The sequence below is a fragment of the Autumnicola lenta genome, assembly GCF_031846515.1.
Taxonomy (GTDB): Bacteria; Bacteroidota; Bacteroidia; order Flavobacteriales; family Flavobacteriaceae; genus Autumnicola; species Autumnicola lenta.
Genome location: NZ_JAVRHO010000017.1, coordinates 75,251 through 95,280, shown reverse-complemented (window position 1 = coordinate 95,280; position 20,030 = coordinate 75,251). Strand labels below are relative to the sequence as shown.

Annotated in this window: 5 protein-coding genes; 1 reads left to right on the top strand and 4 read right to left on the bottom strand. The window is 40.9% G+C overall.

Annotated features, from left to right (window positions below; translation table 11 throughout):
• Positions 1-472: 472 nt before the first annotated feature.
• Positions 473-1,666 carry a pyridoxal phosphate-dependent aminotransferase gene (locus RM545_RS12560; protein ID WP_311495628.1) on the bottom strand — a complete coding sequence of 398 codons (1,194 nt, stop codon included), beginning with the start codon at positions 1,664-1,666 and terminating at the stop codon, positions 473-475.
• Positions 1,667-1,689: 23 nt separating this feature from the next.
• Entirely contained in the window at positions 1,690-2,799 is a 1,110-nt protein-coding gene (locus tag RM545_RS12555) for a fatty acid desaturase family protein (RefSeq protein ID WP_311495627.1), read from the bottom strand.
• A gap of 105 nt (positions 2,800-2,904) precedes the next feature.
• Here RM545_RS12555 and rsmG point away from each other — a divergent pair, with 105 nt between their 5' ends.
• Positions 2,905-3,534, top strand: coding sequence for a 16S rRNA (guanine(527)-N(7))-methyltransferase RsmG (gene rsmG / locus RM545_RS12550; protein WP_311495626.1), 630 nt, complete (start codon positions 2,905-2,907; stop codon positions 3,532-3,534).
• Positions 3,535-3,599: 65 nt separating this feature from the next.
• On the opposite strand, the gene RM545_RS12545 is transcribed toward rsmG, so the two are convergent.
• The gene (locus RM545_RS12545) at positions 3,600-10,244 is read right to left on the bottom strand and encodes a DUF8693 domain-containing protein (protein WP_311495625.1); all 6,645 of its coding nucleotides are present in this window, start codon (positions 10,242-10,244) and stop codon (positions 3,600-3,602) included.
• A gap of 333 nt (positions 10,245-10,577) precedes the next feature.
• Positions 10,578-19,895, bottom strand: a complete 9,318-nt coding sequence (locus RM545_RS12540; RefSeq protein WP_311495624.1) for a DUF8693 domain-containing protein — start codon at positions 19,893-19,895, stop codon at positions 10,578-10,580.
• Positions 19,896-20,030: the final 135 nt, after the last annotated feature.

Below are 20,030 nucleotides of genomic sequence, written 5' to 3'. Positions count from 1 at the left end.
CAGTTTCCTGCCCAAAAAACCATCCATCAAATATCAAACTCGCCAGACACAACAGCTGGCTATTTTTTAATCGAACTCAGGTTAATATTAATCATCATCCTATTTCCGAAACTTTAACAAGGTTTTTGATTAGGGCGTGCCCTTCGGGCCGGGCTATCCGCGCTACAAGGTAGCCGCTCCTATCCCTCACGCGGATTTTTTATTAGAAGCCGATATTGGCCATTTTTCCGGCATCATCTTAAAAAAATAAGGCCCCATGGTTTTATAAACCTTGCAGAATTAAAAAGGGCTAACCGGATACTACCAAAGTTCCTTCCCTTTTTTCAAGGGAAGGTGGGTTTGTCAGCCAGAGGCTGATAAAGACGGAAGGGTGTCTGATTTAATAGCGTTTAATCAGAATAATCAATAAAAAAACCTCACAGATCCCGGAGAACTGTGAGGTTTAAAATTTAAAATATCAAAATCTTGGTTTTTATGCTTCAGAAACAGCAGTTTTTATTCTTTTTAAAGCTTCTTCAATTTGTTCTTCACTGGCTGCATAGGAAATTCTTATACAATCTGCATTTCCAAAAGCGTCTCCTGTAACCGTAGCCACCAAAGCTTCTTCTAATAGAAACATAGAAAAATCTGTGGCGTTTTCTATTTTATGGCCCTTTATTGTTTTTCCGAAGAAGGACGAAATATTAGGAAATACATAAAAAGCACCTTGCGGCTCAGTTGTAATGAAGCCCTCTATTTCATTTAAAAGATCAATAATCAGTTTACGTCTGGATTTAAATTTATCCACCATATAACTAATCTTGCTAACAGGAGCCTCGAGCGCGGTGATAACGGCACGTTGCGCAATACAATTTGCTCCACTTGTTACCTGGCCCTGTAGTTTATTGCAGGCGCGGGCAATCCATGCCGGAGCACCTATATAACCTATACGCCACCCGGTCATAGCAAAGGCTTTGGCTACTCCGTTTACAGTAACGGTGCGCTCATACATATCTTCAAATTCGGCCATAGAGGCGTGCCCATCCCCGTAATTGATGTGCTCATAAATTTCGTCGCTAACTATTATAATATCGGGATACTTTGCCAATACATCAGCTAAAGCTCTTAATTCTTCTTTGCTGTAGACCATTCCGCTGGGATTGCAGGGAGAGCTGTACCAGATCATCTTTGTTTTTGGAGTAATTGCTTTTTCCAGCTGCTCCGGAGTCATTTTAAAATTAGTCTCTACAGAAGTTGGAACCTCAACAGGAACTCCTTCAGCCAGTTTCACTATCTCGGCATAACTTACCCAGTAAGGGCAGGGCAGGAGAACCTCATCTCCTTCATTTAGTAGAACCAATGCAACGTTAGCAAGCGATTGCTTGGCTCCGGTAGAAACAACGATCTGCGAATGGTTATAAGTTAAATTGTTGTCCCTTTTAAATTTTGTGATTACAGCATCTTTCAGCTCTACGTAACCATCTACCGGACTATAAGAGTTATAATTATCATTAATCGCCTGTACGGCAGCTTCTTTGATAAAATCCGGAGTATTAAAATCGGGTTCCCCCAAGCTTAATCCAATGATGTCCTTTCCTTCGGCTCTTAATTCACGCGCTTTTGCCGCCATTGCCAGGGTTTGGGACGTTGCTAAATTGTTAATCCTGTTTGATAATTTTTCTTGCATCTTAGTTGATTAAAAAAGGTTGTTTAACTTGAAATTGCAGGTTTTGAACCCATCTCTTTTAAAAACTGAAAATGGGCTTTTATAGCTGCGCGTGTGGTTTTATATTCGTTGTAAGGCAGGTTACATTCCTGTGCCGTCTGCTTTACGATTTTTGAAATATTAGAGTAGTGAATATGGCTGATATTGGGAAAAATATGATGTTCAACCTGGTGGTTTAATCCGCCGGTAAACCAGTTCACAAGTTTGTTTTTGGTAGAAAAATTAACCGTAGTAAATAATTGATGGATTGCCCATGTGTTTTTCATAGAGCCTGTATTGTCCGGTAACGGCATATCGGTTTCCTTTACCACATGAGCAAGCTGAAAAACAATACTCAAAATGAGGCCTGCGGTATAATGCATTACAAAAAAACCTATAAGGATTTTCCACCAGGCAACAGATAAAATAAGCATAGGCAGCACAATCCAAATGGAAATATAGATTAGTTTTGTAATTGCCACAATACTCCATTGGGTGACAGGATTCGGTAATTTTCCGTAGGATAACTTCTTTTTTAAATATCTTTTGGTTTGTTTAAAATCTGTGGTTATTGCCCAGTTAAATGTTAGCAATCCATAAAGAAAAACGGAATAATAATGCTGAAACCTGTGGATTTTTAACCATTCCGCATGTTTTGAGAATCGAATAATACGTCCTGCATCAAGGTCTTCGTCGTGTCCATGAATATTCGTATAGGTATGGTGCAAAACATTATGCTGCACCTGCCAGTTGTACACATTTCCCGCTAAAACATAGATGGTGCCTCCCATAAATTTGTTGACCCACTTCTTTGAAGAATAAGATCCGTGGTTACCATCGTGCATGATGTTCATTCCCACACCGGCCATTCCGGCTCCCATTACTACGGTTAAAAGTAACATCCACCATTGGGAAATATCCAAAGTCAGGATAAGGAAGTACGGCGTCAGGAATATGGAAAACATAACCAAAGCCTTTAAGTGAAGCTTCCAGTTTCCTGTTTTTCTTAAATTATTTTCTTTAAAATAGGAATTTACCCGTTTATTAAGTGTTCTGAAAAATTTTGCTGAATCGACCCGGGAGAATCGGATATTATTATCTTGGGGTGCTTCCATTGCTTTTGCTTTAATGTTCAAAGGTAAAATATTAAATTTTGTGAATGAATTAAAACTGCAACTTTTAAGCCGCAAATTGCTACTTTTGCCAAAAAGTAAAAATAATTGGAATTAATACTTAAATATTTTCCCGATTTATCTGAAGATCAGCAAACAAAATTCAGAAAACTTGAAGAACTCTATAAAGACTGGAACCTAAAGATAAATGTAGTAAGCCGTAAAGATATCGATGAACTATATCTAAGGCATGTGCTACACTCACTGGGAATTGCGAAGATCCAGCAATTTAATCCCGGTGCGAAAATTCTTGATGTGGGGACCGGTGGCGGGTTTCCCGGAATACCCCTGGCTATTCTTTTCCCCGAAACGAAATTTCACCTCGTCGATTCCATCGGAAAAAAAATTAAGGTGGTAGAAGAAGTAGCTGAAGGTTTACAGCTTCATAACGTAAAAACCACCAATGCGAGGGTAGAAGAGATAAAAGGCCAATTCGATTTTATAGTAAGCAGGGCAGTGGCAGCCATGCCTACATTTGTTCACTGGACAAAAGGTAAAATAGCCAAAAAAAGTAATCACGAACTCAAAAACGGAATCCTTTATCTTAAAGGTGGCGATCTTTCTGAAGAACTTCAGGACTATAAAACGGCCAAAATTTATAATCTCACAGATTATTTTGAAGAAGATTTCTACGAAACCAAAAAAGTGGTACACCTTCCGTTAAAATATAAAGGCTGAAAATTGCCATTTTAGAGGCATCTCTAAAATGGCAATTTTCGGCATCCATTCCTTACCGTAGTCATCTATTTGTCTACAATAATTTTTTTGTTGTAGACTTTTTCTGAAGTATGGACTTTTACAACGTAAACTGAAGTACTTACCGGACGCATAAGGTTAAAATAGATTTCTTTCTCTGTTGTAGCTTCAGTAAAAGTCTCCAATTGCTGTCCGTTCAGGGTGAAAATTCGTACTTCATCAATTTTTTGGCCATCTGGATTGTAAATTACCAGTTGCTTTCTATCCATTAGATATTCTAGAGAGATCCCTGCGGAATTTTGGCCATTTTCATCCTCCGGATTCTCTTTTGGATTTTCGGTATCAGGATTTTCACTGCCCTCTTCAGGGTTTTCATCTTCGCCAGGTGTTTCGTCTTCTCCATCTTCGGGAGATTCACCATCTCCGGGAATTTCTTCAGGATTGTCTTCCTCTTCTTCTTCCTCAGGATCTTCTTCTTCAGGTATTTCCGGTTTTTGGAATACAATTTCGAAGCGCTCGTAGTAATCTCCCGGTTCAATTTCTAAGTTATATTCAGAATTCCTAAGATCGTGATAGGTTTCAGTAGATTTATCCCTGATGTAAATTTCCACATTTTCAGAAATATTTTCCAGTTCGTCGATTAGGATAGTAAGCGCTCCCTGCTTCTCAATGCGCAGTCCTAATGGCAGTACCTGTTCAGGATTTATATGGCCGACACCCTGGATTACATATTCCCAGCCATCAATAAGCCAGAACATATCCTCCAAATTATAATCATTAAGTGGAGCATCGTAACCCAAATCAAAATCGTTAGTGGCATATTGATCTACTCCCAGGAGTATTTGCCTGTGATATCCTAATGGGGATTTAAAATTTAATCTGATTCTGGACTTTTCTTCTTCAGTTTTTGCTGCTTTCTCCCTGATTTCCGGCTTAAGAAATTGCGAATTTGATCCTTCTTGTTTAAACCTTCTTTGATTGTTTTTAAATTTAACTACACCGCCATTTCCTGTAAGCTGTCCTCCTGTAGAGGAATTTATTTCAGTATTGATAAAGAAGCCCTGGCCTACTGGAATAAAATCTCCTGGTTCTCTCTCACTGCTGTCGCCTGTGGCATTAATTCTTTCATCTGTAGCAATTGCCGCAACGGCCCCTACGAGATTAAGTACTGCATAACCTCCTACATATTCGGATAGTACGTGTGTTTTTCCGGAGAAATGGTCCCAGAAATAAAAAGCGCCGTTAAAAGCATTTTTGTCATTTCTTCCGCCGTTAATATCTTTAAGGTTGTCAAGAAAAAATTCGCTTACGCTCAAAGCAGAAGGGTAGGGATTGCCAATCAAATAATTTTGATTGCTTCCTATAGTTAAAGAAATGGTGCCATTATTTGGTTTTCCTTTATATAAGTAATTCTGTAAAGTAGTAATTTTGGCATCGCCAGATGTACCTTTCATCGTATAACCTTCTCCGGTTTTTAAAGATACCTTGCTACCAATCTGCTCCCATGAGCTATAAGCGTCTGCTGTACGTGCACGGAAGGCATTTATCCAATAATTGCTCACTTTTCTTGGGGTTGTAAACCCTTCATCTGCATGAGTGTGTGGATTTCCAAAGTTTAAATTTTGACCAAAACTTTCAGGCGATCCGTCCTTCATAACACCAAACACCGTATAGCCGGAATTATTTGCTTCTCCCTGGGGAACTACCGGCGAACTCCAGTAGTTGTAATTATAACTGCTGGCAGTTCCCTGTTGTTCCTGCTCAATATAACCGCTACTCGTTTCAGCAAGTGTACTACCTTCACTTTGGATGAGTTGTGACTCTCCATTTAAATCTATTACTCCATTAAGCTCGAGGTAATGGCTAATGGTCAGCCCGTTTCCTGAGGCATTGTTTACAGAACCTTCCATTTTCAATGTGCTGTTTTCACGCTGTGGAGCTCCTTCTTTTGAAATTAACCCCAGAATGTGGATATCCTGTAAATTGGAATTGATTTTATGTGAAATTTGTGCAATGTTCCAATTAATAAATTCGCCATTAATTCCTCTGCTGTTAGGTGGATCCCATACCTGAGGTCTCATCCAGGTATTATCTGTGAACCAATATCCTATTCTGGCTGAAATGTAGGGTAGTGGTGCAGTTCTTTGTTGGCTTGTAGTGATGTTAACCATTCTACCATTTATACCTGAAGAATTCTCACTCGTGGTGTAACCGTTTTCAATATTTTCGAGCTGATAATACCCTTCTAAGTTTTCCCAGGCGAGACTTCCAGGAACATCAAGAGGAATTATTTGACCTTTTACGTTATCCCCACTTTTCTGCAATTTTTGATTCATCATAAAATGCAGCTGGTTAGTGGTTAGTGCAGTATTCCAAATTCTTACTTCCTCAATCCAGCCGTGAAAATAATTTGAAGGAACAGCCGGGGTTTCACTATTATATATAGCACCTATTATAAACGGAAAATTATTTGCTGTTGGTGCAGCAGCATCTCCCTGTGCCACCTGTATCCCATCCACGAATAGATAAGTGCTATCATTATTTGTTATTACAGCCAGATGATACCATCGATCTGTGCTTACAGGGTCTGATGATGAAATAACATTTCCGTTCCATCGGAATTTGGGAGTTCTGTTATCAATTATAAGATCATACCCGCTGCTGCTATATTCTGCCATGTTTCGCTTTGAGAGAACTGTCTTTACACCCGAAGAAGCTTCAGTCGATAGTTTAGTCCAGGCTTCCAGTGAGAAATTGGTACTACTATTAAAATTGTCTCCAAAGACAATGTAATCATCTGCGCCATCAAAATCAATCGTGTTGCAATTGCTGAATGTGATTTTGACATCATCAGACATACCACAGTCAATGCTCCATCTTAATGTATAAGTACCCTGTGCCCCTGTAAAATTAGTTAGAGGATTAGTTGCATCTGTAAAACCACCACCGGCAGGACCATTAATAATGGTCCACTCTCCTGTAAACTCTTCTGAATCTTCAGCTAAAAGACTTGCAGCTAAAAAGGTTGTCGTAATTCCGCAGTTAAGGACCTGGTCGGGGCCTGCATCAGCAACTAGTTTATCGGGCTGGATTATAGTCACAGTAAGCCAGGTTGTACATCCGTTGGCATCTATTACATTAACGTTGTAATCTCCTGCTTCAAGATTGGTCGCTGTAGGCCCGGTCTGTCCATTATCCCAAACATAAATATAAGGTTCTCCTGAAGTTGCAGGAGTGCCTCCTTCTGCAGCTACAGTGGCCGTCCCGTCTGTACCGCCAAAGCAGGTGATATCGGTTTGTTCAATCAAGTTAAGCTGAAGAGGAGTAGTAGGTTGTTTTATTTCCGTGGTGAGAAAATGGCTTTTATTGTCGGCATCCCTCACTTCAATATTGTAAGTACCCCCGGCAAGTCCTTCTATTATGTTGTCGGGCTGAAGTTCTCCATTAAGATAGTATTGATAAGGTAGAACTCCTCCCGAAGCCCTGATGGTGATTTTTCCATCTTCTGAACCGTTACATAACAACTCGTTGGCAAAGGCCACGGCATACAAAGGAGAAAACACAGTTGTTTCGTTGTTTGTGGAATAGCATTTAGGTCTATTTCCCTCACCACATTCATCATTTTTCTTATTGCTGAAGGTAAAACGGATACCTTCAATTTTAACAATGTCCCCACAGGAGTAATCTATTTTAAAAGTCTTTGCTCTGTCTGGGATAGCTTCTTTTTCATAAAAACAACCCAGCTCCTTAAAGTTCTGGATATTTCCCGATTCAATATCTTCAATAGAAAATATAAATTCCACGCTCAAAGAGTAACGGGATGGATTGGAAGGGATGTAAATATATATAAATCTGTCCTCTGCACTTCCACAATTTTCTGCAGTGATTGGAGTGCCGCTGCTATCCCCAATGTAGTAATCATCTGCAGTTAAATCATTAGAGCCGCAATCTGTAGAAAAACAGCCTCCAACATACTGTATGATTGTTTTAGTAAGTGTTAGTCCATTAACATCTGTGATTTTTACGCTAATTTCCTTATCTCCAATAGATCCATATTTAATTTTTGGAGTTTCAAGACCGGTATAGTTTGATATTGAAGCATCTCCCTTAAATGTCCATTCATATTTATAAGGAGCAGTTCCTCCCCGTGCCCCGCCATCTACAATGGTGAATGAAGAAGTACGGATAATATCTTCCTTATTATCGCAAATTGAGGTAGGCAGGATTTCTGCATCCAGACTATCTACCACCACTACGTCTTTTGTGGTAGTACAGCCGTTTTTGTCGGTAACAGTAACAGAATAAGTTCCTGCAAGAAGGTTGCTTGCTGTTTGCCCCACATGCCCGTTAGACCATTCAAAATTATATGTAGGGGTTCCGCCTGTCACCTGTACTGTAGCACTACCTGTGGCAGAACCATATGAAGTGGTTTCTGTAGTGAGAAAGCCGCTAATTTCTAATTTTGCAGGGGCTGAGACGGTTATAGTTCTTTCTTTCTGGCAGTCATTTTCATCTGTAACTATTACGGTATGTTCACCCGGTGCCAATCCCGTTGCCGTTTGGGTTATTTGTCCGTTATCCCATAAATAGGAGTAATTTCCGGTCCCACCTGTTGCACTAACCGTTGCTGTGCCATTGTTTTCCCCAAAACAACCTGAGGTGGAATTGACTTCGGTAATTTCTATGAAGCTTTCTGGCTCAGTAATTTCCACGGTTATAGGAGCGGTTTCACAACCATTAGCATCAATCACGGTAAGCTTATATTCTCCTGCGGGAAGGTTCTGTTTCCTTTCACCAAACCCTAAAGAACCCCAGGAAAAGGTGTACGGTGCTGTTCCTCCGGTAGCCAAAGCTGTTATTTCACCTGTAGCAAGTCCTTTACAGAGCACATCAGTTTTAGAATCTATTGCCGAGGTAAGCACTTCTGGTTGGGTTATTTCTAAATCAGCATCAAGTACTAGGACACAGTCCGGTTTTTTGCTATCCCTCAGTTGTATATTATAAATGCCAGGTACAAGTGCGGAAAAACTATTATTGGTTTGCCAATTCGCTCCATCAATGCTGTACTCAAAACTATCATGTCCACCATAAGCAAACATTACTTCAATGCTGCCGTCATTGGCTCCATGACAGGAAATATTTTCAAATTCAATTTCAGCTCCTAACGGACTTATTGTGATTTCCTGATTTAAGGATGAAGTATTTCCTGCATCGTCCTGGAATTTCCAGGTTATGGTATGCGTCCCTTCAGTAGAATAAGATAATGGATCTGATGTGGTTCCTGTAATTTCGCCGGAACAATTATCTGATGTTACAGGTGCGGTGACAGTATATTCGCAGCCTGAGATTATGTCCTGAATTTCTGGTAATGCTGGTGCTTCTTTATCCTGTACTGTCACATGCTGTTCAACAGCAGTTGCGGAATTTCCGTTGTTATCCAGAACTTGCCATGTAATAATCGTGGTTCCCACAGGATAAGGGTCTGTCAAAGACATTCCGTCGTTTCGGGTCCCGGCAGGAGCGAGTACACCGCAATTATCAACAGCGTTAGCACTAACTTCTACAAAAGCGCCACATTCCCCTGTGTCATTTTCTATGTCTTGATTTCCACTGTGGATGATAACAGGATTTTGATTATCTTCAACAGTTACGTTTTGTGTCGCTGTTTCAGTATTGTTGTAATCGTCAATCACTGTCCAGGTAACTAAAGTGTTTCCGATAGGGAAAACTGAAGGTGCATTATTGGTAATGCTTTGTATCCCGCAGTTGTCATTTGCATCTGGTGTTCCTAATGTAACTTCTGATGCTGTACAATTATCACTATCTGTATTTACTGTGATATCAGCAGGAGGAGAAATACCAGGATTTTGATTATCTTCTACGGTAACATTTTGTGTCGATGTTTCGGTGTTGTTGGAATCATCGCTCACTGTCCAGGTAATCACAGTGTTTCCGATAGGGAAAACTGAAGGCGCATCATTCGTAATGCTTTGTATCCCACAGTTGTCATTTGCATCTGGTGTTCCTAATGTAATGTTTGATGCTGTACATTTATCAGTATCTGTATTTACTGTAATATCGGTAGGAGCAGAAATTGTGGGACTTTGATTATCTTCAACAGTTACATTTTGTGTAGCTGTTTCGGTATTGTTGGAATCGTCAATCACTGTCCAGGTAACTAAAGTGTTTCCGATAGGGAAAACTGAAGGCGCATCATTCGTAATGCCTTGTATCCCGCAGTTGTCATTTGCATCTGGTGTTCCCAACGTAACGTTTGATGCTGTACATCTATCAGTATCTGTATTTACTGTAATATCAGCAGGAGCAGAAATTGTGGGATTTACATCATCATCTTCAGAAATATTTACAGAGGTGCTGCTTTCCTGTGGAGTAGAGCTTGAATTATCAGTAACTGTAAGATTATATGTTCCTGCGCTTAAACCTGAAATATCTTCACTGGAACTCCAAAACCCATCTGGGCCGCTCCAATTAAAGTCATATTCACCTGATCCTCCGGAAACTGTAATATCAATAGCTCCATCAGAACCACCAATACAGGTGACATCCTGGGGATTAGAACTAATGCTGATGGCGACATAGGTTTCTCCTTCTGTAGAGGAGAACATTCCTACAGAAAGAAAAAGAAAGGCTAGTAAAATAAGGGCGTTAAGCCGTGGAGTAATTTTACCCATGCGCAATGTAGTTAGATACGGATTAGCGAATTTACGTACAAAATCGGTAAAAAGAGAAATTATAAAGTTAAAATACAGCGATAACGATTTCGTGATAAATAATTATTTTAATAAATGAAAGAATATACTTACATAATGACGTAGTTCTAGGATTTAATAAGGGAATAATAACCTTCAATAGAAGACAAGCCTTTTCAGACTTGTTTTTAGGAGGAAATGTTTGTAAAAACTGAAGGGGATAGAAGCATGAGGGAAATATAAAGCCCGAAAATTGCCATTTTAGAGGCAGTTCCAAAATGGCAATTTTCGGGATCTATTTATTGTGGTGATCAGCTACTTTTCTACAATGATCTTTTTATTGTAGATTTTTTCAGCAGTATGCACTTTAACTATGTAAACAGAGGTACTTACCGGTCGCATCAGGTGGAGATAGATTTCTTTTTCTGTTGTGGCTTCGGTAAAAGTCTCTAGTTGTTGTCCGTTAAGGGTGAAAACCCGTACCTCATCAATTTTCTTAGCTCCGGGATTGTAAATCACCAGTTGCTTTCTGTTAATTAAATATTCTACGGAAATCCCTGCCTGATTTTGCCCATTTTCATCCTCCGGATCCTCTTTTGGATTTTCAGTATCGGGATTTTCACTGCCCTCTTCAGGGTTTTCTTCTTCGCCAGGTGTTCCGTCTTCTCCTTCTTCAGGAGATTCACCTTCGCCGGGAAGTTCTTCGGGATTTTCCTCTTCCCCGGGAAGTTCTTCTTCAGTGTTTTCTTCTTCCTCTTCGGGAATTTCAGGTTTTTGGAATACCAGCTCAAAGCGCTCGTAATAATCTCCCGGCTCAATTTCTAAAGTAAATTCTGAATCTCTGAGATCATGATAATTTTCTGTAGACTTGTCCCTGATGTAAATGTCCACATCTTCAGAAATGTTTTCCATTTCTTCAATTAAAATTTGAAGTTCTCCTGCTTTTTCTATCCGCAAGCCAATGGGCAGCACCTGGTCGGGATTAATATGTCCTACTCCCTGGATCACATATTCCCAGCCATCGATGAGCCAGAACATATCTTCAAGGTTATAATCATTAAGCAGTGCATCATAACCTATATCGAAGGCATTGGTTGCATGCTGATCTATACCAAGCAAAATTTGCCTGTGGTATCCTAAAGGAGAATGGAAATTCAATCTTATCCGGGACTTGTTTTCTTCAGTTTCTGCTGACTTTTCCCTGATTTCGGGCTTAAGGAACTGCGAATTTGATCCTTCTTTCCTAAACCTGCGCTGACTGTTTGTGAACTTGATCTGACCACCATTTCCGGCCAATTCTCCTCCTGAATTGTTATTAACTTCAGTATTAATAAAGAAGCCCTGTCCCACGGGGATCACGTTTCCCGGCCTACGGGTACTTCCGGCACCTGAGGCATTGATCCGTTCGTCTGTAGCAATGGCTGCGACTGAACCTACCAGGTTAAGTACGGCATAACCACCAACATACTCTGATAAAACATGGGTTCTTCCGGAGAAATGGTCCCAGAAATACAGGGCGCCGTTAAAAGCATTTTTGTTGCTCCTTCCTCCCTGAATGTTCAGGTTGTCCAGGAAGAATTGGTTAACACTTAAACCGGAAGGATAAGGATTTCCTACGAGATAGTTTTGAGTTGGGCCAATGTCCAGCGTAATATCCCCATTATTGGGCTTTCCTTTAAACACATAATTTTGCTCATCTGTGACTTCAACTTCTTCTTTGCCGGAAGTTCCCTTCATCGTAAATCCTTCCCCAACCTTTAGTTGTGCATTGCTGCCTATTTGCTCCCAGGCACTGTAAGCATCTGCGGTGCGGGCGCGAAAGGCATTGATCCAGTAGTTACTGACTTTTCTTGGTGTGCTGAAATCCCCATCGGCATAAGTGTGGGAATTGCCAAAATTCATTGCTTTTCCAAAGTTGCCGGTGTTTGAACCATCCATCATTGTTCCTGCAACTGTATAACCGGAATTATTTGCTGCTCCCTGTGGAACTACCGGGGAACTCCAGTAATTATAATTAAAACTGCTGGCTGTTCCCTGCTGTTCCCTCTCTAGACAGCCACTGCTGGTTTCTGCAAGAATACTGCCTTCGCTTTGGAGGAGTTGTGATTCCCCGTTGAGGTCGATTACCCCGTCCAGGTCCAGGTAGTGAGAAACGGTAAGGCTGTTGCCGCTTGAGTTGTTACTGCCCAACATATCCACCATTCCTGAATTTGACACAAGAAGTCCCAACACCTGAATATCGGCATGATCGGAATTAATATTGTTACGGGCTCTTACAATGTTCCAGTCGATTTTATCGCCGTTTATCCCCGTGTCGTTTGGAAAAGTCCAGAATTTACTGGAAGCGGGATCCCAGGTGCTTCTTAAATGCCATTTACCTGTTTGTTCAGATTCATAGGGGAGGGGAGCGGAATTGTTTTGACTGGTACGGATGTTTTTAAGATAACCATTAATGTCGTTTAAAACAAGATTGGTGGTTATTCCGTTCTGCACTTCAGCAGAGATCATCCTGTAATAGCCCGAAAGTTTGTCCCACGTGATATCTGGAACATCCAGCGGAATAATTTCTCCTTTAACCTTAGCGCCATTGCTTTTGATCCTCTGGTTCATCATAAAGCGTAGCTGCTCCTGAGTTAAAGCTGTGTCCCATATTCTTACTTCTTCAATCCAACCTTTAAAGTAATTCTTCGGAAGAACAGGTGAAGATGGATCATACATAGCTCCAATTAGCATAGGTGCAGCGATTTCATTTGGACTGGCGCTGCTGTTCTGGGATTTGATCCTGATACCATCTACGTAAAGCTGAATCTGGGATCCGGTGTGAATGGCGGCAAGGTGGTGCCACCTGTCTGTAGAAACTTTTTGAGCAGCCACTACAGAAACATTGTTGAATCTTACGGTAGGATAGCCATTGTTAATTACCAGATCATAGCCGCCAGAGGAAAGGTCGTTGAGGCTTCGTTTGGCTATAACAGTTCTCAGGCCATCTACAGCATGAGGTTTAACCCAGGCTTCCAAAGTAAAAGTGCCGGAAGAATTTATTAAATTATAATTATTTCCGAAATCCACATAATCGTCTTCTCCGTCAAAATCAAGTTTGCTGCAGGATTCAGGCAACGTAATAACCAGCGTGTCCTTAAGGTCGGGGCAAGCTGTTATGGGTGTTACTGTCCATTGGAGTTCGTAAGTGGTATTTGATTGTCCTGTAAAATAGCTGTCTGGTGAGGAAGGGTTTTGTATAGAGCCGCCTTCACCTGAAATAATGGACCACATTCCTGTGCCGAGAGCCGGATCTACCGGAGTGGCGCCTAGTTTTACTGAAGTAATTCCACATTCTTCAGGTACAACGGGTTCACCTGCCTCTACTAAGATTTCGGGAGGTTGGGTAATAGTCAGGCTTTGGGATAGCGCTGAGCAGCTGGAATGGGAATTTACCATAAAAGTATAATTTCCCGCAGTTAAATCGGGAATGGTAAGGTTGGGGGCTTCGGTATTTTCCTGGGAATATACTACGTCTCCCTGGCCATTAAGTAACTGGTAATTGTAATTTGGAACAGCACCGGCAAGGAAACCACCTGCTACTTCTATGGTAGCGGTAGCATCCTGGCCATTGTAGCAAAGAGGTTCTGTAAAAGAAGTGGAAGTGATCTCCAGAAGGCTGGGTTCTTCAATTAATATATTTTCTGAAGTTACGGTGCAGCCATTCGCATCTGTAATAGTAACAGTTAATGCATCAGCCTCATCCAAAGCTGTTAAACCTGTGGCTTCTTCACCTGTTTGTCCGTTGCTCCATTCATAAGAAAATGGCGGAGTCCCGCTGCTGACAAAAACTTTTGCAGAACCATCGTTGCCGGAGTAGCATAAGGGAGAGGTGATTTCTATACTGTCTATAACAGGAGTAGGGTTAATAGTAATGGTAATACTATCCTGGACCGGCTGGCATGGGACATCTGGTTCATCAGAAGTTAGAATTAAAGTTATGGTTCCTGCTTCTATTTCAGACGGTGAGGGTGTATAAAGAGTATTTAATGAAGTAGAAGATGCGAAGCGGGAATTATCCCCGCCTTCTGTTTGCCAGGAGCCTGTTGTAATGGATCCTGTAATTGTTCCGTTTAATTCTATTTCTGCAGTCTCTGCGCAAATTACCTGGTCTTCACTGGCATTTACTACGGTTTCAGGGATAATATCAACGGTTGTGATTTTTTCGTTATTGGAGCAGCCGTAAAAATCGGTTATTGTTAGCCGGTAATCTCCTTCATTACTCATGGAAGTTACTTCTATAACAGGATTGGCTTCATTTGAAGTAAAACTGTTTGGACCGGTCCAGCTATAAGTAATTGGATCCCGCCCATCCTCCAGATTTGAAAAGAGCTGTAAAGTTCCCCCTTCACAAACAGGACCGTCGTTTGTTGGATTAAAATTCAGTTCAACAGCATTAAGTTCAGCAAAAGAAATGTCATCTAAGCCAAAATCATTTCCCTGGTCGTAGGTGTTGTCATTAATGATCTGCAACCGGGCTTCAGTGTAAGAACCGGAATTCCAGAAGGTGGGGCTGTAGAACTGAAGCCACTCTCCCGGAGGGATCCCTCTATTCTCCTGTGCATTCCATAAATCTGCTAAAGTAGATTCGGCAACCAGAACTTCATTGCCGTTTCCTTCTCTTGCAAATACTAAAATCCTTAATTCAGCAAAATTTCTTTCTTCGGTGACGTAGTCAGTATCAATATTCATCGTCCAGGCACTAAAATAATAATCCCTGTTTTCTTTAACTTCAAAGAAGCTGGTTTCCCAAACCACTTTTCCCTGGTTTACATCACCATTTACGATCATAAAATTGCCCGTACCCGATGTGTGGTCACCTTCCCTGGTAAAAGCTTGGTGGTATTGATTTGCATCTGTATCTATTGCATAAACCCCTTCGTCATAGAACTCAGTTTTCCTGCCGGGATCGTTCTGTAAAAACTGGTAAACCGTACTAAATCCTGTATTTCCCTGTTCAAAATCACCGTTTTCGATCAAATTACCCGAAAGGTTTAGGGATGTAGTATTGGAACATCCATCTTCCCACACCCTTAAAGTATATTCCTGAGCGGTATTGATCTCTATACTTCTGGTGTTAGCAATATATTCTCCCAGTGTAGTCCATTCGTATCTGTCATAAGCCCTGTCTGCGGAAAGCGATATGGTATTTGTCTCTGTAGATTGGCAGAAATTGGCTGTTATTTTGGGCTGTAATGCTTCTTTAACTTTGACGGTGACAGAATTTGTGCCACTGCATTCTATTTCATCGTAAGAATAAGTAGCTGTAAAAATGGTTTCTGAAGTTACAGGCCCCACTGTTTTAGGATTTTGTAAGTTAGAAGTCCACTCCGGGTCTGTAGAGGATGTCCATGTAACTTTAGGGCCTCCGCTTCCCGCGCCGTCTATTTGCACGTTGGTAATAGCCCAGAAGGAATCACCCGAATAGCCATTAGTGTAGGCAAAGCGTATGCGAATATCTTGAGTGTTGGCTGGCAAGGATATTTTTTGATTATTGGCTGTTAATCCATCTTTAAATTCGGTTCTTGAGCCGATGAAGGAGTTGTAGATCGCTTTGTCCGTCCACGTACTACCTCCATCAATAGAAATCTGTACTTTTCCCACATCAGGTATGTCTTTGTCCCCATCTTTAAAGGCATGTTGAAAAGAAAGTGTCGCCTCAGAATACCCAACTGTACTAAAGCTGGGGCTAACGAGGGAAACATCTTTATATTCTTCGTATATGTTTGGTGTGGCTATAGCAAAGAAAGGAGATTGGTTGGCAGGATAATTAAAAGGTAAAACTCCATATTGGCCATTAGGGAAATGCCCCCTATGTGCCCCGTCTCCATTAGCAGTTGGTTTCCATTGCCTGTTTCCCGAACCTGGATTGTTCCATGCCGCACGATCGGTACTATTTGAGAAATTCCATGCTGCAATAATGTTATTTTGCGGAGTCGCGTTCTCCGCGTTTAAACCTTCGGCTACATTTACAGAGGAATATAAGTCTACAAAAGCACCGTTAGGGCAGATCTCGAGAGTCTCGCTTGTGCTCTCAGAGCCTTCTAATGCTACTTGAGCATCAACAACGGGAGCGGGTTTTACCAAGACCGGAATTTCGTATGGTGTAGGGTTGGAACAAACTGTGCTGCTCACATAAATTTTATAAAAAACGCTGATGGCTTCTGAAGTGGTATTGATCAATCTTTCGTTAATCGCTCCGGTGCCATTTTGAGCAGAATTTTCTATACCCTGAACAAATGCGCGTTCCCAGCGAAAATTCGTGCCGGCCGCTGTGCTTTGTGGATTAAAACTAAAGCTGTCTCCCCCACAAATTTCAAAAGGCAATTCTTCCTGAGCGGGTAAATTGGTTAACTTGGGTGCAGGATTTACTTTCACATGTAATTCTTCTGTCGTAATACATCCGGTGGAAGAAGTAAGTTCAATTTCATAGGTGATCTCTATAGGATTATTGGAGGAATTGTTTAATGTTTCAGCAATATCACCCGTACCTGAACTGGTGGAATTATCTGAAATTGAAGGGTGAGGAAGCCTTGTCCATTCTATTAGCTCTGTGTCTGTTGCGGTAAATTGGAAGCTGAATGGTTGTTGCGAACAAGTGGCGACTGCTCCTGAAGGTAAATCCACCGCCGGAGAATTTTCAACAGTAACTTCAGTTTCAAGAAAACAACCTGAAGGATTTGTTCCGTGGATAATGTAAGTACCTGCGTTTACATTTGTGGGATTTTGAATTTGGCTTCCATTCTTGAAATAAGTAAAACTCAGGCCACTGGTGGAACCGTCTTTTAACTGTAGATCAGTTAAATCTGTCGGTGAGCACAACACATTTTCAATTATAAAACTAAAGACAGGCTTAGGATTTACTGTAACCGCAAAAGAAACAGGTGTTCCTGCACATCCATTAGCTTCAGGTTTTATTTTGTAAATAACCTGTTTTGCTTCTGTAGAATTATTGATTAACTCCTGGATAATTTTTTTGTTCCCGTTTTGAACTTCGGCAAGGCTTAATTCACCTGCAGCGGCACCTTCTACGTTACCAGGATTCTCAATGGTCCAGGAATAGCTCGTGCCTGCCACAGTGCCCGAAAGGGAGATGTCTGTACTTTCACCGGAACAAATCGACTGGCTGGAAGGGGTAACGTTTACATTTGGAGTAGGGTTTACCGTCACTTCATAAGTTACGGAATTTCCGGTACAGTCGTTAGCTTTTGGTGTCAGGATAATTTCAGCAGTTACCGGGCTATTGGTATTGTTAACCGGAGTAAAAGAAGGAATTTCGGAAACTGCAGTTCTGTTAGACAGTCCTATTGCAGCTCCGCCGGTAATATCGTATTTCACACCTGTGGGAGAACCGGTGAGTGGAATAGCAGGGGCGGTTGTTCCGTTGCAATAGACTTTATTTTCCGGGGCAGTAGCCGTAGGATTGGGTTTTACTTCAATAGTGAAAGTTTCCTCAATTCCTTCGCAGCCATTTGCTGAAGGTGTTAAAGTAATAGTAGAAAAAATACTTGCATCGGTAGGATTGGTAGCTGTAAAAGAAGGAATATTACCGCTGCCGGATGCTCCAACGCCTGTGGCAGCATTGTTGTTGGCCCAGCCAATTGTGGTATTGCTAACAGATATTCCCGGGAAATCTATTTCTTCAACAACTGCACCATCACATACCACAATATCTGCAGGTTTTGTGATCGTTGCAGTAGGATTTACAGAAATTGTAAAATTGATGCTTTGTCCCTCGCAATTGTTTGCCACAGGAATAACAGTAATAGTAGCAGTTATAATTTGGTTCGTAGTGTTTTTAGCTTCAAAAGCAGCAATTTGATTACTGCCGCTGGCCGATGTGCCGATATTAACGTTATTGTTCGTCCATTTATAAGTGGTGCCCGTGACGGTGCTTCCTCCAAAAGTTATAGCTGAAATAGTTTCACCATTACAAACCACAATATCGTTTACCGGATTTACAGTAGGTTCAGGAATAATGATTTTTTGAACGGCCGTAGTTGCATTTTCTGAATCATCGGTAAACGTCCAGGTAATGGTATAAGTTCCAAAGCTGTCATATTGCAACGGATTATTGGTGGTTCCGGTAATTTCACCATCACAGTTATCTGTGGTGGTGGGAATTTCAACATCTTCTCCACAGCTCCAGGTGATATCCTGAAGTGTTGGAGTTACGGGTTTTATATTATCTTCAACAGTAACAGTAGCTGTTTTCGAAGCTGAATTCCCATTAACATCAGTAACGGTGAGTTCTACGGAATTGCCCCCAACATCGCTACAGTCGAAATTTGTAATATTTAAAGAGTGGCTCTGAATTTGACAATTATCGGTGGTACCATTATCGATATCTTCCGCTGAAATTGTTGCGTTTCCGTTTGCGTCGAGTTCAACAGTGATATTTTGTGTTAAAACCGTGGGGGCAAGCTTATCTTCAATAGTAACAGTAGCTGTTTTCGAAGCTGAATTGTTATTAATATCGGTTACAGTAAGTTCTACGAAATTGCCGCCGACATCACTACAGTCGAAATTTGTAATATTTAAAGAGCGGCTTTGAATTTGGCAATTATCGTCAGAACCATTATCGATATCTTCGGCTGAAATTGTTGCTGAACCACTGGCATCTAACTGAACCGTGATATTTTGGGTTCTGACTATTGGATCAATATTATCTTCAACAGTAACTGTAGCATTTTTTGAAGCCGAATTTCCATTAACATCAGTAACGGTGAGTTCTACGGAATTGCCGCCAACATCGCTACAGTCGAAATTTGTAATATTTAAAGAGCGGCTCTGAATTTGACAATTATCGGTAGAACCATTATCAATATCTTCGGCTGAAATTGCTGCGTTTCCGTTTGCGTCGAGTTCAACAGTGATGTTCTGCGTTAAAACCGTGGGGGCAATCTTGTCTTCAACAGTAACTGTAGCAGTTCCAGTTTCAGAATTTCCATTTACATCAGTAACGGTAAGTGTAACGGTATTCGCCCCGACATCACCACAGTCGAAATTTGCAATATTTAAAGAGCGGCTCTGAATTTGACAATTATCGTCAGAACCATTATCGATATCTTCGGCTGAAATCGTTGCGTTTCCGTTTGCGTCGAGTTCAACAGTGATGTTTTGGGTTCTTATTGTAGGATCTTCATTATCTTCAACAACTATAGTAGTGTTTTTTGGAGTTGAAGTATTTCCGTCATCATCAGTTACTGTTACAGAATAAGTTCCCGGAGAAAGATTAGTTATGTTTTGCGTTGTTCGCGAAAAACTACCCGGCCCTGTCCATGAATAAGAGTAAGGATCAATCCCACCTGAAATACTAATGTTTATACTTCCATCCGCATTATCACTACAAGAAGCATTTGTTTGAGATTCTATATTTACAACAGGAGCAGCAACTGCTGATTTACCGGGAAATCCGTTAGAAAATTCTTCGGAATTATATATCGACACAGGTGTAGAATTTCCTACCCCTGTAAGTTTGTTGTAAGAAATTTCACGGGTAGTGGAATTTGAAGCCGGAAAAATATAAATCGCAAAAACAGCAAGAAAAAATGAAATCCCTACGGCTTTTACCACAAAAGTAATTTTGTCCATACGCAAGTTGATAAATGCTTGAGTGGTAAATGTATACAAAAAACGGCAAAGGGTGTTACTTTACAGTTAAAAACACCCTCTGGAAGTTCAATTTGTAAGAATTTTGTAATCTATGCAGGTTAGTTGATGCAAATT

Bases quoted from the DNA above. Each gene is read 5' to 3' on its own strand.
- RM545_RS12560 (WP_311495628.1), bottom strand. From the start codon at position 1,666: ATGCAAGAAAAATTATCAAACAGGATTAACAATTTAGCAACGTCCCAA.
- RM545_RS12555 (WP_311495627.1), bottom strand. From the start codon at position 2,799: ATGGAAGCACCCCAAGATAATAATATCCGATTCTCCCGGGTCGATTCA.
- RM545_RS12545 (WP_311495625.1), bottom strand. From the start codon at position 10,244: ATGGGTAAAATTACTCCACGGCTTAACGCCCTTATTTTACTAGCCTTT.
- RM545_RS12540 (WP_311495624.1), bottom strand. From the start codon at position 19,895: ATGGACAAAATTACTTTTGTGGTAAAAGCCGTAGGGATTTCATTTTTT.